Annotated in this window: 18 protein-coding genes; 9 read left to right on the forward strand and 9 right to left on the reverse strand. The window is 54.2% G+C overall.

Translation table 11 applies throughout. The features are described 5' to 3' along the window. The first annotated feature begins 1 nt into the window (after window position 1). Complete coding sequence (locus NHG65_RS25355) at window positions 2-1099, forward strand: glycosyltransferase (protein WP_413479204.1); 1098 nt, start codon at window positions 2-4, stop codon at window positions 1097-1099. Window positions 1100-1129: 30 nt separating this feature from the next. Here the strand turns inward: NHG65_RS25355 and NHG65_RS25360 are convergent, their stop codons facing one another. Continuing rightward, complete coding sequence (locus NHG65_RS25360) at window positions 1130-2143, reverse strand: glycosyltransferase family 9 protein (protein ID WP_099063906.1); 1014 nt, start codon at window positions 2141-2143, stop codon at window positions 1130-1132. 125 nt (window positions 2144-2268) lie between these two features. Here NHG65_RS25360 and waaA point away from each other — a divergent pair, with 125 nt between their 5' ends. Genes waaA through coaD form a run of 3 tightly spaced genes read left to right on the forward strand, consistent with a single transcriptional unit; the run spans window position 2269 to window position 4809 of the window. After that, window positions 2269-3546: a lipid IV(A) 3-deoxy-D-manno-octulosonic acid transferase gene (gene waaA, locus NHG65_RS25365; RefSeq protein ID WP_085120055.1), complete on the forward strand. Its 1278-nt coding sequence runs from the start codon at window positions 2269-2271 to the stop codon at window positions 3544-3546. After that, complete coding sequence (locus NHG65_RS25370; RefSeq protein ID WP_099063907.1) at window positions 3547-4320, forward strand: glycosyltransferase family 2 protein; 774 nt, start codon at window positions 3547-3549, stop codon at window positions 4318-4320. It abuts the gene before it with no gap. 3 nt (window positions 4321-4323) lie between these two features. After that, complete coding sequence (coaD, locus tag NHG65_RS25375; RefSeq protein WP_085120057.1) at window positions 4324-4809, forward strand: pantetheine-phosphate adenylyltransferase; 486 nt, start codon at window positions 4324-4326, stop codon at window positions 4807-4809. Here coaD and mutM read toward each other — a convergent pair whose 3' ends face one another. From mutM to radC, 4 genes are all read right to left on the reverse strand, one after another. After that, window positions 4810-5619 carry a bifunctional DNA-formamidopyrimidine glycosylase/DNA-(apurinic or apyrimidinic site) lyase gene (gene mutM, locus NHG65_RS25380; RefSeq protein WP_099063908.1) on the reverse strand — a complete coding sequence of 270 codons (810 nt, stop codon included), beginning with the start codon at window positions 5617-5619 and terminating at the stop codon, window positions 4810-4812. It lies immediately after the preceding gene. A 79-nt stretch (window positions 5620-5698) separates the two neighbouring features. Beyond that, complete coding sequence (gene rpmG, locus NHG65_RS25385) at window positions 5699-5866, reverse strand: 50S ribosomal protein L33 (RefSeq protein WP_004392084.1); 168 nt, start codon at window positions 5864-5866, stop codon at window positions 5699-5701. Between the two features lie 11 nt (window positions 5867-5877). After that, the gene (gene rpmB / locus NHG65_RS25390; RefSeq protein WP_004953342.1) at window positions 5878-6114 is read right to left on the reverse strand and encodes a 50S ribosomal protein L28; all 237 of its coding nucleotides are present in this window, start codon (window positions 6112-6114) and stop codon (window positions 5878-5880) included. A gap of 263 nt (window positions 6115-6377) precedes the next feature. Beyond that, complete coding sequence (gene radC / locus NHG65_RS25395; protein ID WP_099063909.1) at window positions 6378-7061, reverse strand: RadC family protein; 684 nt, start codon at window positions 7059-7061, stop codon at window positions 6378-6380. Window positions 7062-7241: 180 nt separating this feature from the next. Here radC and coaBC point away from each other — a divergent pair, with 180 nt between their 5' ends. From coaBC to slmA, 3 genes are all read left to right on the forward strand, one after another. Beyond that, entirely contained in the window at window positions 7242-8459 is a 1218-nt protein-coding gene (gene coaBC / locus NHG65_RS25400; protein ID WP_198404448.1) for a bifunctional phosphopantothenoylcysteine decarboxylase/phosphopantothenate--cysteine ligase CoaBC, read from the forward strand. Further along, on the forward strand, window positions 8437-8895 hold the full coding sequence (gene dut, locus NHG65_RS25405) for a dUTP diphosphatase (RefSeq protein WP_099063910.1): 459 nt from the start codon (window positions 8437-8439) through the stop codon (window positions 8893-8895). Before coaBC ends, dut begins: the two co-directional genes overlap by 23 nt. Window positions 8896-9148: 253 nt before the next feature. Further along, the gene (slmA, locus tag NHG65_RS25410) at window positions 9149-9745 is read left to right on the forward strand and encodes a nucleoid occlusion factor SlmA (RefSeq protein ID WP_012147516.1); all 597 of its coding nucleotides are present in this window, start codon (window positions 9149-9151) and stop codon (window positions 9743-9745) included. Window positions 9746-9793: 48 nt separating this feature from the next. Here slmA and pyrE read toward each other — a convergent pair whose 3' ends face one another. Then, the gene (gene pyrE / locus NHG65_RS25415) at window positions 9794-10435 is read right to left on the reverse strand and encodes an orotate phosphoribosyltransferase (protein WP_085120062.1); all 642 of its coding nucleotides are present in this window, start codon (window positions 10433-10435) and stop codon (window positions 9794-9796) included. A gap of 92 nt (window positions 10436-10527) precedes the next feature. Further along, complete coding sequence (rph, locus tag NHG65_RS25420) at window positions 10528-11244, reverse strand: ribonuclease PH (RefSeq protein WP_099063911.1); 717 nt, start codon at window positions 11242-11244, stop codon at window positions 10528-10530. Window positions 11245-11370: 126 nt separating this feature from the next. On the opposite strand from rph, the gene NHG65_RS25425 reads away from it, so the two are divergent. Next, window positions 11371-12234, forward strand: a complete 864-nt coding sequence (locus NHG65_RS25425) for a YicC/YloC family endoribonuclease (RefSeq protein ID WP_099063912.1) — start codon at window positions 11371-11373, stop codon at window positions 12232-12234. Between the two features lie 46 nt (window positions 12235-12280). Here the strand turns inward: NHG65_RS25425 and NHG65_RS25430 are convergent, their stop codons facing one another. Then, window positions 12281-12676, reverse strand: a complete 396-nt coding sequence (locus NHG65_RS25430) for a hypothetical protein (RefSeq protein WP_198404450.1) — start codon at window positions 12674-12676, stop codon at window positions 12281-12283. A gap of 372 nt (window positions 12677-13048) precedes the next feature. Between NHG65_RS25430 and NHG65_RS25435 the strand changes: the two genes are divergently transcribed. Then, entirely contained in the window at window positions 13049-14233 is a 1185-nt protein-coding gene (locus NHG65_RS25435; RefSeq protein WP_112349295.1) for a NupC/NupG family nucleoside CNT transporter, read from the forward strand. Between the two features lie 38 nt (window positions 14234-14271). On the opposite strand, the gene NHG65_RS25440 is transcribed toward NHG65_RS25435, so the two are convergent. Next, window positions 14272-14706 (reverse strand): DUF3574 domain-containing protein, encoded by a 435-nt coding sequence (locus NHG65_RS25440; RefSeq protein ID WP_219017260.1) that lies wholly within the window; start codon window positions 14704-14706, stop codon window positions 14272-14274. Between the last annotated feature and the right edge of the window lie 40 nt (window positions 14707-14746).

Genomic DNA, 14746 nt, shown 5'->3' on the forward strand with positions numbered 1-14746 from the left:
TATGCGTATTCTGATGATTATCGACGGCCTGCCAGGCGGAGGCGCAGAAAAAGTGGTGCTGACCCTGTGCCAGGGTATGCAGCAAATGGGCCATGACGTCAGCCTGATTTCATTGCGCGAAGTCTGTAACTACCCGATCCCCTCAGGCATTCACTATCAGGTGGTGGCGGACAGCAGCCGCTCGCCATGGCGTAAACTGACCGAACTGTCTCGCCGCGCCGCCGCGCTGGATCGGGCTATCGCCGACAATGAACGCCAACAGGGTACCTATGATTTGGTGTTCTCCAACCTGCATAAAACCGATCGCATTGTCAGCCGCAGTCAGTTGCTTTCTTCAGACCGCCTGTGGTTTTGCATTCACGGCATCCTGTCGACCTCCTATCTGGGCCATCGAAAGGGGCTTGATCGCTGGCTGAAACAGCGGAAAATCGCCTCGGTTTATCAAGGCAGAAATATCGTTGCCGTATCAAAAGCCGTGGGAGACGATTTACAGCAGAACCTGCCGATCATCCCAAATCGGCTGGCGGTAATTAACAACCCGTTTGATATTGCCGCCATCGAACAGCAGGCGGCGGAACCCTGTGAGCTGGCAGGTAAAGATTATCTGGTGCACGTCGGGCGCTTTCATCCACACAAACGGCACGATCGCCTGCTGAAAGCCTATGCGCAATCGGGCATACAGGCTCCACTGGCGCTGATTGGCACCGGCAGCGAAGCCAACGTAGGAGAAGTGAAACAGCTGGCAAGCCAGTTGGGGATAGCAGACCGCGTGTTGTTCCTCGGCTTCCAGGCCAATCCTTATCCGTTTATTCGGCACGCATCTCTGCTGGTACTTAGCTCCGACAGCGAAGGCTTTGGCAACGTGTTGGTGGAGGCGCTGCTCTGCGGCACTCCGGTAGTCAGCACTCGCTGCCCAGGTGGGCCGACGGAAATTCTGGAAAAAGCCGGAATGGATAACGCGCTGGCGGAACTTAATGAAAAGTCACTGGCGGAAAAAATGGCGGAAATTTATGCCACCCCCCCGGAGATTAATCACCAACAGCTGCTGAGCTATGGGCTAAATCCTATTTGTCAGCAGTATTTGGCACTCAAAAAATAAATAAGGCAGGGAACCCTGCCTTATATTTAATTAATTGAATGCCTGAATTTTCTGCCAGACATCGTCGATGGGCACATCAATACAGTCACCCGATTCGGTTTGCAGAATGTGATAACGTCCAGACCATGGATGCCAGGATTCTTTATCAGTATCCCCAAAGAATACCACCATGTCTTTATTCAGCGCCGCGGCCAAATGCATCTGGCCGCCGTCGCTGCACAACACTCTGTCGCATAAATCAAAACCGGCAAGTAATTCACGCACCGACGCCGTTGGGTACAGCGCCACACGCTCGTTCTGACAAAGCGCCAATAACTGCTCTGCGCGTTTCTGATCGCCAATATCATCCGGCGTTAGCGTGCCCTGCGGCGACCAGAAAATCAGCACCGCCGTGTTCTTATCGGCGAGTAAACGATTGATAATTTCGGCATAGCGCTCGATCGGCCATCGCCGTTTGGGGCTGCGACTGCTGATATGAACAGCACAAACTCGCTCGACCGGTGGTAAGCACTTTTGCAAACGCTGCGCCGCCAGCTGGCGCTCTTCTGCCGTCAGATACACCCGCACCGGAGGGATCGGTATACGCTGTTCGGTAATGGCCGAAAGGTAGCTGTAGGTATGCTCTACCTGATGCTTGCCGCTGAAATTTTCCTTACGAAAAGGATGATGAATATCAGGCGTTCCCAAGTCTGCGCCAATAATATTGTCGATCCCCGCCATTTTCGCCAAGCGCAGGCTGTACTTGCAGGGAACCGGGTTGGCCAGGATCGCCGCATCAAACTTTATTTTGCGCAGCTTAAGGAAAATCATCAGACGCTCGAAATATACCCCCAGCGTGGTTTCATTTTTCGCCTTGTGCTTTGCCTTTTTATAGACGAAAACCTTTTCGAGGTGCGGGTTATTTTTAACAACATCCTGACTGACTTTATTGATTAACAGATAAAGTTTGGCATCCGGATAGGCAATTTTCACCCCTTCGATCAGCGGAGTGGTACAAACAAGATCGCCAATATTGTCACGGCGAATAATTAAAATATTCTTCATTCCAAGCCTATCAGCGAAATCTCTCGCCTGTTGTCTGAAACTGACACCCAAGGTTACCAAATTAGCGCCTTTCCCTTCCAGTTATGGTACTATTCTGAATAACCCATATAAATGAAATTGATAGAATGTTGCTGCGTTTATATCAGGTACTACTCTACCTCATCCAACCCCTGATCTGGCTCCGCTTACTGTTGCGCAGCCGCAAAGCTCCAGCCTACCGTAAACGCTGGGCAGAACGCTATGGCTTCTGCGCCGGAAAAGTCGTGCCGGGCGGCATCATGCTGCATTCCGTCTCCGTGGGTGAAACGCTGGCCGCCATCCCGTTGGTCCGCGCACTGCGCCACCGTTACCCCTATTTACCGATTACTGTGACCACCATGACGCCGACTGGTTCAGAACGCGTGCAGTCCGCCTTCGGTAAAGACGTTCATCATGTTTATCTGCCTTACGATCTGCCTGGCTCCATGCGCCGCTTTCTGGATCAGGTGAATCCCAAGCTGGTCATCATCATGGAAACCGAGCTGTGGCCCAATCTGATTAACGCCCTGCACCAGCGACAGATCCCTCTGGTGATTGCCAACGCCCGACTTTCCGCCCGTTCTGCCGCCGGCTACAAAAAAATCGGCGGTTTTGTCCGCGATATGCTGCGCCGCATTACCCTGATCGCCGCGCAAAACCAGGAAGACGGCGAACGTTTTGTCGAACTTGGCCTAAAGCGCTCACAGCTGACGGTGACCGGCAGTCTGAAATTCGATATTTCCGTTACGCCAGAGCTGGCTGCACGCGCCATCACGTTACGCCGCCAATGGGCGCCGCGTCGTCCAGTGTGGATCGCCACCAGCACCCACGAAGGTGAAGAAAGCATTCTACTGGCCGCGCACCGCAAACTGCTGGAAAAACACCCTGACCTGCTGCTGATCCTGGTACCACGTCACCCTGAACGCTTCCCTACCGCTAAAGAGTTGGTGCAAAAAGCCGGCTTCAGCTACACCCTGCGCAGCAACGGTGAAATCCCTTCCGGCAGCACCCAGGTGGTGATCGGCGATACCATGGGCGAACTGATGCTGCTGTATGGCATTGCCGATCTGGCCTTTGTTGGCGGCAGTCTGGTGGAACGCGGTGGACATAACCCGCTGGAAGCCGCTGCACACGCCATCCCGGTACTGATGGGACCGCATACCTTCAACTTCAAGGATATCTGCGCCAAGCTGTCGCAGGCCGAAGGGTTGATCACCGTGACCGACGAGGAGTCGTTGGTCAAGGAAGTGGCTACGTTGCTCACCGACGAAGACTATCGCCGCTATTACGGCCGCCACGCGGTAGAAGTGCTGTATCAAAATCAGGGAGCGCTGCAGCGCCTGCTGCAACTGTTAGAACCGCACCTGCCACCTCGGAGCCATTAAATGAGCGCCCGCAAAAGCCTGTCGGTGGTGATTATCGCCAAGAACGAAGCCGGGCTGCTGCCGGACTGCCTGCGCTCCGTAGCCTGGGCAGACGAAATCGTCATGCTGGATTCAGGCAGCCAGGATGACAGCGTCGCCGTAGCCGAAAGTCTGGGCGCCAAAGTATTCACCCATGTCGACTGGCAGGGATTTGGCAAACAACGCCAACTGGCGCAAAGTTACGCCAGCCACGACTATATTCTGATGATCGACGCCGACGAACGCGTTACACCAGAACTGCGCCAATCAATTGAACAAACGCTGGCCGCTCCGGACGATAATCAAGTCTACAGCTGCGCGCGCCGCAATCTGTTCCTCGGGCGTTTTATGCGTCACAGCGGCTGGTATCCTGACCGAGTCAATCGGCTGTACGCCAACCAGCGCTATCGCTATAACGACAATCTGGTGCACGAGTCGCTCACGATCAACGGGGCGAAAGTGGTGCCTCTTAGCGGCGATCTACTGCACCTGACCTGCCGCGACTTTTTTGCCTTCCAGCGTAAACAGCTGCGTTATGCCGAGGAATGGGCCAATCAACGCCATCAGGCCGGTAAGCGCTGCGGCTATCTCTCGATTCTGACCCATACCCTCGGTGCCTTCTGCAAAACCTGGTTGCTGCGTGCCGGCTTCCTGGACGGCAAACAGGGGTTGCTGTTAGCGGTGGTCAACGCGCAATATACCTTCAATAAATATGCCGCACTCTGGGCATTGGGCCGCAACTATTCAGAGAAGTGAATCATGACCCGTAAAGCCATCTATCCCGGTACTTTCGATCCCATGACCAACGGCCACCTGGATTTGGTAACCCGTGCGTCACTGATGTTCGATCACGTTATTTTGGCGATAGCCGCCAGCCCGAGTAAAAAACCGCTGTTCACACTGGAAGAGCGCGTAGCTTTAGCCAGCCAGGTGACATCGCATCTGGATAATGTAGAAGTGCTGGGGTTCAGTGAACTGATGGCGCATTTTGCAGCCCATCAGAATGCCAATATTCTGGTTCGCGGTCTGCGTGCGGTATCTGATTTTGAATATGAGCTGCAGTTGGCCAACATGAATCGCCATTTGATGCCGACGCTGGAAAGCGTGTTCCTGATGCCTTCCGAAGAGTGGTCGTTTATCTCTTCCTCGCTGGTGAAAGAAGTGGCGCGCCATGGTGGTGACATCGCCCCTTTCCTGCCGGCGGTGGTCACCCAGGCCCTGTTCGAAAAACTCGCCGCGCAATAATCAGCGCTGGCAGCGTCGGCAAAAGAAAGTGCTGCGCTGCCCGTGCTTGGCGGATTCAATCGGCGTGCCACATGCGCGGCAAGGTTCGCCCGCCCGGCCATACACCTGCAGTTCCTGCGCGAAATACCCCGGCTTGCCGTCCGATTGCAGGAAATCACGCAGCGTGGTGCCGCCTTGCTCAATAGAGCGCAGCAATACCGCCTTAATGGTTTCCACCAACACTTCAGCTTCCACTTTACTCAGCGAACCCGCAGGACGGTCAGGCAGGATCCTGGCGGTAAACAGCGATTCACTGGCGTAGATATTGCCCACCCCCACCACCAGCTTGTTATCCATCAGCCAGGGTTTGATCAGCGTGCGCTTGTTACGCGATTTTTCGTACAGGTAGGCACCGGTAAAAGCGTCACTCAGTGGTTCCGGCCCAAGGTGGGCCAGCACGTTACTGGTCGCCAGATCGTCACACCATAACCAGGCGCCAAAGCGGCGCGGATCGGTGTAACGCAGCGTCATACCGTTGCTGATCACCAGATCGACGTGGTCGTGTTTACCGGCCTCGGTCTCTTCGGCCAACATCCGCAGGCTGCCTGACATCCCCAGGTGAACGATAATCCAGCCGCTCGCCAGTTCAATCAGCAAATACTTGGCGCGCCGTTGCACGCTGAGTACCGGCTGGTCGCTCAACGCCAGAATTTGCTCGGAAACCGGCCAGCGCAGACGCGCATTGCGTACCACGGCATATTGAATGCTATGGCCGACAAGGTAAGGTTCAATACCGCGGCGGCTGGTCTCAACTTCTGGTAATTCAGGCATCTGGCGCTCTCCTGTCGGTTTTCTACTCTTATAACGCAAAAAACCCGGCCGAGGCCGGGTTTTTATTAATCCACTAAAATTATTTAATTTTAGCTTCTTTGTAGATCACGTGCTGGCGGACAACTGGATCGAATTTCTTCAGTTCCAATTTTTCCGGCTTAGTACGCTTGTTCTTCGTGGTGGTATAGAAGTGACCAGTACCAGCAGAAGAAACCAGCTTGATCTTCTCGCGAACACCTTTAGCCATGATGCAGTTCCTTAATACTTCTCACCACGGGTACGCAGATCGGCCAAGACCGTCTCAATACCCTTCTTATCGATAACACGCATACCTTTAGCAGATACACGCAGCGTTACAAAGCGCTTCTCAGCCTCAACCCAAAAACGGTGTGAGTGCAGGTTCGGCAGAAAACGGCGTTTGGTCGCGTTCATTGCGTGGGAACGGTTGTTACCGCTCACCGGGCGCTTGCCAGTAACTTGGCAGACTCGTGACATGTCTATTCTCCAAAAATCAAATCAGCTCGAGCTTCGTATAGAGTATGGCCGCCTCGTCAGGCTTTTAGAGCCCATCTCAGCAAACTTCATACTGAGGAGACTCTCGTCATCAGGTTAGAAACCACACATCAGGTTAGAAACCTGCTGAGATAGGCTCTTACGCCAAACCCAAGATTCTCAAAGGTGGCGTAGTATACGCTCTGAAGCGTAAGTGCTCAAGTCCCGAACAGCTAAAGATCCCATAAGGATCGCGAAAAAATCGCTTAAAGCCATCCGCGCTCGGCAAAAGAGACACATTCACCCCGACCTATCACCAAATGATCGAGCACTCGGATTTCCAATAACAGGCAGGCATTAACCACTTGCTCGGTTATCAAACGATCGGCATGACTGGGTTCAGCCATACCCGAGGGGTGATTATGCGCCAGAATAATGGCGGCCGCATTAGCCTTCAACGCTTCGCGCACAATTTCTCTCGGGTATACGACAACGCTGCTGATGGTACCAGCAAACATCTCCTGATGGCGAATAACACGGTGCTGATTGTCTAAAAACAATACCAAAAACACTTCTCGCTCATGATGTGCCAGCAAACTTTGCAAATAATGCTGGGTCATCCTCGGGTTAAGCATGGCATTTTCCTGCGCCAGATGGCTGGAAAAGAAGCGGAACGCCAACTCGGAAATCGCCTGCAGTTGCGCATAGCTGGCATTACCCAGCCCTTTGTGGCTGCAAAAAACTGAATGATCCGCCGACATCAGGTGATACAGCGAGCCAAACTGCTCCAACAGTTGCTCAGCCAGTTGCATGACATGTACACCGGGAAAACCGGTGCGCAGAAAAATGGCCAGCAGCTCCGCATCAGACAGCGCCGGCGCACCATAACGCAATAACTTTTCCCGTGGTGCCAGCATATCCGGCCACAAGGTGATTACCTGACTGCTCATCATCGCCCCCCTGAAAACGCCACAGCATGCCACGCAGCGGAGAGGCCAACGACAGGTGTTTGATAACATTGCGAAGTACTGCGCAAAGCACAATGTAACGCACTGCAGACTCAGCAGAATCGCTCACCTGTCTGGCGGTTATGCTAAAATGGCACATCTTTCGGATTCAATCGGACAATCATGATGACGGGACTTTCCGGCAAACATATTGTGCTTGGCATCAGTGGCGGCATCGCCGCTTACAAATGCCCGGAACTGGTACGCCGCCTGCGTGACAGAGGCGCGGAAGTGCGTGTGGTAATGACCAACGCGGCGAAAGCCTTTATCACGCCGCTGACTCTGCAGGCCGTCTCCGGTTATCCGGTCTCAGACGATCTGCTGGATCCCGCCGCCGAAGCGGCGATGGGCCATATCGAACTCGGTAAATGGGCAGACTTGGTGATCCTGGCTCCGGCTACCGCCGATCTGCTGGCACGCGTCGCAGCCGGCATGGCCAACGATCTGCTGACTACCCTTTGCCTGGCCACGGCGGCACCGATCGCCGCCGCGCCCGCCATGAACCAACAGATGTACCACGCCGTCGCGACTCAGGCCAACCTGCGCACTCTGCAGGCACGCGGTATGCTGCTGTGGGGACCAGACAGCGGTAGTCAGGCCTGTGGTGACATCGGCCCGGGGCGCATGCTCGATCCGCTGGAAATTGTCGAACTGGCGAACAGCCATTTCTCTACGCCACAAGATCTGCAACATTTAAAGATTATGCTCACCGCCGGCCCGACGCGCGAAGCCTTGGATCCGGTGCGTTTCATTAGCAACCACAGCTCCGGTAAAATGGGCTTTGCCATCGCCCGTGCCGCCGCCGCACGGGGTGCACAGGTCACGTTGATCGCGGGGCCAGTCAACCAGCCAACGCCCCCCTGGGTCACCCGGGTTGACGTCGTCAGCGCGTTGGAAATGGAACAGGCGGTGCAGCAACGCGCTGCGGCGCAGAATATTTTTATTTCCTGTGCTGCCGTGGCCGACTACCGTGCCGAGCAGATTTCCGATGAAAAAATTAAAAAACAGGGTGATGAAATCATCCTCAAAATGGTAAAAAACCCCGATATCGTTGCCGGCGTTGCCGCAATGACCAAAAATCGTCCCTTTGTCGTGGGGTTTGCCGCCGAAACCCAGAATGTGGAAGAATACGCGCGACAAAAACTGGCGCGTAAGAAACTGGATTTAATTTGCGCTAATGATGTATCGCTTGCAGAGCATGGGTTTAACAGTGACACCAATGCCTTGCACCTTTTTTGGCAGGATGGAGAAAAGCGCCTGGCGCTGAGCGACAAGGCACTCCTTGGCCAACGTTTAATAGACGAGATAGTCAGCCGTTATGAAGAAAAAAATCGACGTTAAAATCCTCGACCCACGTATCGGACAGGATTTCCCATTACCGACCTACGCCACCCCAGGCTCTGCCGGCCTGGATCTGCGCGCCTGTCTGGACAGCGCCGTTGAGCTGGCTCCGGGTGAAACTACGCTGCTGCCTACCGGCCTGGCTATTCACATCGCCGATACCGATATTGCGGCAGTAATCTTGCCACGTTCCGGTCTAGGCCATAAACACGGCGTCGTACTGGGCAACCTGGTCGGCCTGATCGATTCCGATTATCAGGGTCAACTGATGGTTTCCGTCTGGAACCGCGGTCAAAAATCCTTCACTATTGAACCCGGTGAACGTATCGCACAGATGGTATTTGTGCCGGTGGTACAAGCTGAGTTCAATCTGGTTGAAGAGTTCGACAGCAGCGAACGTGGTGCCGGTGGTTTCGGTCACTCCGGCCGCCACTAAGCGATACCCGATTGCCGACAGGGAAACGTCACCTGAAATCTTGCCACCCCGGAGAGAAGGACAGCTCTACGGCAAGGTTTGGCCGGCTACGATTTCAGCGCAGGCCAGGACGCGCGGAGAATACAGGTCGTTAAGGCCGCTGACCCCAGCATCGTAAAAAAGCTATCACATAAGCCGCACAGAGATATCTCTGCAGCGGCCGGTGCCCGGGTTTTCGAAAGTCTAAGCAGTTTTAGCAAGGGTCTAATCAGACATGGCAGAAAAAGAAAAAATCAAAAGGAACCGGCGCGAGGAAATACTGCAGGCATTAGCTCAGATGCTGGAATCCAGCGACGGCAGCCAGCGTATTACCACCGCTAAACTTGCCGCTAACGTCGGAGTCTCCGAAGCTGCACTGTACCGGCACTTTCCCAGCAAGACACGGATGTTCGACAGCCTGATCGAGTTTATTGAAGACAGCCTGATCACGCGCATCAACCTAATCCTGCAGGATGAGAAAGAGACATTTAACCGCCTGCGATTGATTCTGTTACTGGTGCTGGGGTTTGCCGAACGCAACCCGGGCCTGACGCGTATCATGACCGGCCATGCATTAATGTTTGAGCAAGATCGACTGCAGGGGCGAATCAACCAGCTGTTTGAACGCATCGAGGCGCAACTGCGTCAGGTGTTGAAAGAACGCAAACTGCGGGAAGGAAAAGGCTTTATCGTGGATGAAACGCTGCTGGCCAGCCAGTTACTGGCGTTCTGTGAAGGCATGCTGTCACGCTACGTACGCTCCGAATTCCGCTACCGCCCAACGCAAGAATTTGATGGCCGCTGGCCACTGTTGGCGGCACAGCTGCAATAAACCCTATGCCGGGTGCGTTTTGGTGCGCCCGGCATAGTAAATCCCGCGTTAAACCCCGTACTGCTCGCGATAAGCGCGAACCGCCGCCAGGTGATCCGCCATTTCCGGTTTCTCTTCCAGATAAACAATCAAATCCTTCAGCGTCACGATGGAAATCACCTTGCAGTGATAGTCACGCTCAACTTCCTGAATGGCCGAAATATCCGCACGGCCGCGCTCCTGACGATCGAGGGAAATCAGCACCCCGGCAAGCCGCGCGCCGCCAGCGCCAATGATTTCCATTGATTCACGGATCGCTGTACCTGCAGTGATAACGTCGTCCACCAACATCACTCGGCCTTGCAGCGGGCTGCCTACCAGCGTGCCCCCCTCACCATGGGTCTTGGCTTCTTTACGGTTAAAGCAGTACGGCACATCGCGCTCATGGTGCTCTGCCAACGCGACGGCCGTGGTGGTCGCGATCGGGATCCCTTTGTAGGCTGGGCCAAACAGCAGGTCGAATTCGATACCGGAATCCACCAGCGCTTCGGCATAGAAACGCCCTAACAGCGCGAGATCACGCCCGGTATTAAACAGGCCGGCATTAAAGAAATACGGGCTGGTGCGGCCGGATTTCAGGGTGAACTCGCCGAATTTCAATACCTGCTTGTTAAGCGCGAACTCGATAAACTGGCGCTGATAGGCTTTCATTGCTGCTTCTCCTCGTCTGGTCGGTTAGATCTGTTAATACTGCCGCCCGATCGCCGAGCGTAAAAAAGGCGACCCTTGAGTCGCCTTAATAATTAGTCTGCCAGCGCCGCTTTCTGCGCCTGGAAGATGGTATCGATACCCCCTCGAGCCAGCGCCAACAGCGCCAATAACTCCTCGTGGCTGAACGGCTCGCCCTCGGCGGTGCCCTGCACCTCGATCATGCGGCCATCTTCCATCATCACCACGTTCATATCGGTTTCTGCTGCGGAGTCTTCGACATACTCCAAATCGCACAGCGCTTCGCCGTTAACGATACCAACAGAAACTGCGGCGACCAGGCCTTTCATCGGGTTGGCTTTCAGCTTGCCGTTGGCCACCAGCGCATTCAACGCATCGGCCAGCGCAACACAGGCACCGGAAATGGACGCGGTACGGGTGCCACCATCGGCCTGCAAGACGTCGCAGTCGAGCGTGATGGTGAACTCACCGAGTTTTTTCAGATCTACCGCTGCACGCAGCGAACGGGCGATCAGGCGCTGGATTTCCAACGTGCGGCCACCCTGCTTGCCTTTTGCGGCTTCGCGGGCGTTACGGCTGTGGGTAGAACGCGGCAACATGCCGTATTCAGCGGTGATCCAACCCTGGCCCTGACCTTTCAGGAAGCGCGGAACGCCCTCTTCTACCGTGGCGGTGCACAAAACTTTGGTATCGCCAAACTCAACCAGCACGGAGCCTTCCGCGTGTTTGGTATAGTGACGGGTCAGTGTCAGTGGGCGAACTTGTTGTGGTGCTCTGCCTGCAGGACGCATGGGCTCTCTCCGGCTTCTAATCAACGATTGGCTGCGCATTATACGGGCTTCGTGACGTAATGCCTATCCTGCCCGCATCTCCAACGCTATAATCGCCTCATCTTTTCCTATTACGGGTACGCATCAATGATCCGCAGCATGACAGCCTACGCCCGGCGTGAAATCAAGGGTGAGTGGGGCAGCGCAGCTTGGGAGCTGCGTTCCGTGAACCAACGCTATCTAGAAACCTACATCCGCCTGCCAGAGCAATTCCGCAGCCTGGAACCGGTGATCCGCGAACGTATTCGTGGCCGCCTGACCCGCGGCAAAGTGGAGTGCAACCTGCGTTTCGAACTGGATCCGAGCGCGCAAAGCTCAATGATCCTGAACGAAAAGCTGGCCAAGCAGCTGGTCGAAGCCGCCAACTGGGTAAAAATGCAAAGCGACGAAGGGGAAATTGATCCTATCGACGTACTGCGTTGGCCAGGGGTGATGTCTGCCCAGGAGCAGGATCTGGACGCTATCAGCGCACAGCTAATGCAGGCGCTGGACGGGGCATTGGATGACTTCATCATTGCTCGCGAAAGCGAAGGTACCGCACTGAAAGCGCTGATTGAACAGCGTCTGGACGGCGTTAGCGCCGAAGTGATCAAGGTACGTGCCCAGATGCCAAACATTCTGCAATGGCAGCGTGAGCGTCTGGTCAGCAAGCTGGAAGAAGCTCAGGTACAACTGGAAAACACCCGTTTGGAACAGGAACTGGTGTTGATGGCGCAGCGTATTGACGTCGCCGAAGAGTTGGACCGTCTGGAAGCCCACGTAAAAGAAACGCACAACATCCTGAAGAAGAAAGAAGCCGTGGGCCGTCGCCTCGACTTTATGATGCAGGAGTTCAACCGCGAATCTAATACCCTGGCATCCAAGTCCATCAATGCCGACGTCACCACTTCCGCCATCGAGCTGAAAGTGTTGATCGAGCAGATGCGTGAGCAGATCCAGAACATCGAGTGATATGTTCTTCATTCGCTTAAGCCCGCGTCAGCGGGCTTTTTTACGACTATGCTCTGGGTAAACCAGCCGCCTGCTCTTCGGTAATCAGCCCCATTTTCTGCAGCTGCACGGCAATTCCCCAGGTCGAGCGTTCAAATTCACTGCTCATCACCTCCAGCGTCATGCCCGCGGCGTGGCTTTCTTGCAATCGCTGTTTCTCTTCTTCATCCCAGGGGAAATAAGATTTTGCCGGCCGCCCCTCAAAAATATTCTTCTGTCGCCGTTCCTCCGGCGTTAGCTTGGTCTTTTTCTGGCGTTCAGATTCGCTCTGAAACTCCTCGGCCAGGGCGAACAAAAGACGTATCGCTTCTGGTGAACTGGCCATTGAAGTGGGTTTCAATAACTCGCCGGTATCGGGATTCACGCCATTCGCCAAAGCCCGCAATAAGGTGCTGGTGTTCATCATTGGTCTCCTCATCCTGAGAAAAAATTTCGCTGAATTTCTGCGACAAAATGTCAGGCTATTTTCATGGTTAATCCTTAATAAACCAATCTATTAGCGCAACCCGTGGGACATTCTGAGCACTGGGTTACAGGCCTTTAGGCAACAAACATTGAAGAGGCGAAGCTTTGCGCGCCACAACTCAAAAAACGCGTCGGAAATTGAATGGCGTGGGTTTATGAAAAACTGCGACCCAGCAGGCACGGGTGGCAATGGGTAACTTATCTCGCTGACTGAAAGTATTTTATTCCAATTATCACCTAAGGTAATGAAAGGATGGCCAAGCTGTGGCTAAATGTGTTTTTTCATGCCCGCAAGCTGTACGGACCCTTTATGCCGCAAATTCTGCAATTTATTTTTGCCCTGGTGGTGATCATCGCCCTGGCCCTGTTAGTCAGCAATGACCGCAAGAAAATCCGCCTGCGCTACATTATTCAGCTTCTGGTCATCGAAGGTGCCCTCGCCTATTTCTTCCTGCATTCAGAAAGTGGCCTTAGCGTCATCAGACACGTCGCCGGTTTCTTTGAAACGCTGCTGACATACGCCGCGCAAGGTTCCGACTTTGTGTTTGGTGGCATGAGCAAAGACGGGTTGGCGTTTATCTTCCTGGGGGTTTTGTGCCCGATTATCTTTATTTCTGCGCTAATCGGCATTTTGCAACATTTCCGCATTTTACCGCTGATTATCCGTGTGGTTGGCACTCTGCTGTCCAAAGTTAACGGCATGGGCAAGCTGGAGTCTTTCAACGCCGTCAGCACGCTGGTGCTCGGACAATCAGAAAACTTTATCGCTTATAAGGGCATCATTGGCGATATCTCGCCACGCCGCATGTACACCATGGCGGCTACTGCCATGTCAACAGTATCCATGTCCATCGTTGGCGCCTATATGTCGATGATCGATGCGCAATACGTGGTTGCAGCGCTGATCCTCAATATGTTCAGTACCTTTATCATTTTGTCGATCATCAACCCTTATCAGTTGGACGATGAGCCTGAATTGAAGCTGAGTAAGCTGCATGAAGATCAGAGTTTCTTTGAAATGCTGGGCGAGTATATTTTGGCGGGCTTCAAAATCGCGATGATTATCGCTGCCATGCTGATTGGCTTTATTGCGCTGATTTCTGCGGTAAACGCCCTGTTCTCAGCGGTGTTCGGTATCAGCTTCCAACAGATCCTGGGCTATGTATTCTATCCGTTGGCCTGGCTGATCGGCATCCCGGCGCCGGATGCGCTGCGGGCAGGCAGCATCATGGCGACCAAGCTGGTAGCCAATGAATTTGTGGCGATGATCGAACTGAAGAAAATTGCTGCGGAGCTAACGCCACGCGGCTTGGGTATCCTGTCAGTATTCCTGGTTTCCTTCGCCAACTTTGCCTCTATCGGTATCGTTGCCGGGGCAATCAAAGGGCTTAACGAGCGACAGGGTAATGTGGTTTCTCGTTTTGGCCTGAAACTGGTCTACGGCTCAACGCTGGTCAGCCTGCTTTCGGCGGCCATCGCCGGGTTGGTTCTGTAAGCCAAATCCCTAGCCCCGGCCTGCGGGCCGGGATTTCATCAGAACGCGACACACACCGGCGCATCTACACGCATCACGGAATCCTGCGCAAACTGTTGCTTATAGCTGCTGCGCAGCGCCTCAATATTGGTTTCACTTTCCTTGCCCGGCGCATGGATCAGCATCAGTGCCTTGCTGTTCTCACGCGCCAGCTTGCCGTCGTTACCCAGCCACTGCCCTTTGGCATCAAATACCGACAGCCCATCTTTAAAGCGCGGCGTCACTTGCCGATCAACGAAACTCTGCCACTCTGCTGCGCTGATCACCGGCCCTACAGGGCGATTCAGGCCAAAATAAAGCGTTGTTTGCGTCATGGGATCGCCTACTGAGCAAGCCGCTGACTTTTGCTGTACGGTGTTCGGAACTGGAGCAACGCAACCGCTCAACAGTAAGGCCGCTGTTACAGCCGTCGCCAGCAGGTAGGTGTTTTTCATTATCTTTATGTTCCTTAGTGAATACCCGTATCCGCCGTCG

The organism is Serratia myotis (genome assembly GCF_027474885.1).
Taxonomy (GTDB): Bacteria; Pseudomonadota; Gammaproteobacteria; order Enterobacterales; family Enterobacteriaceae; genus Serratia; species Serratia proteamaculans.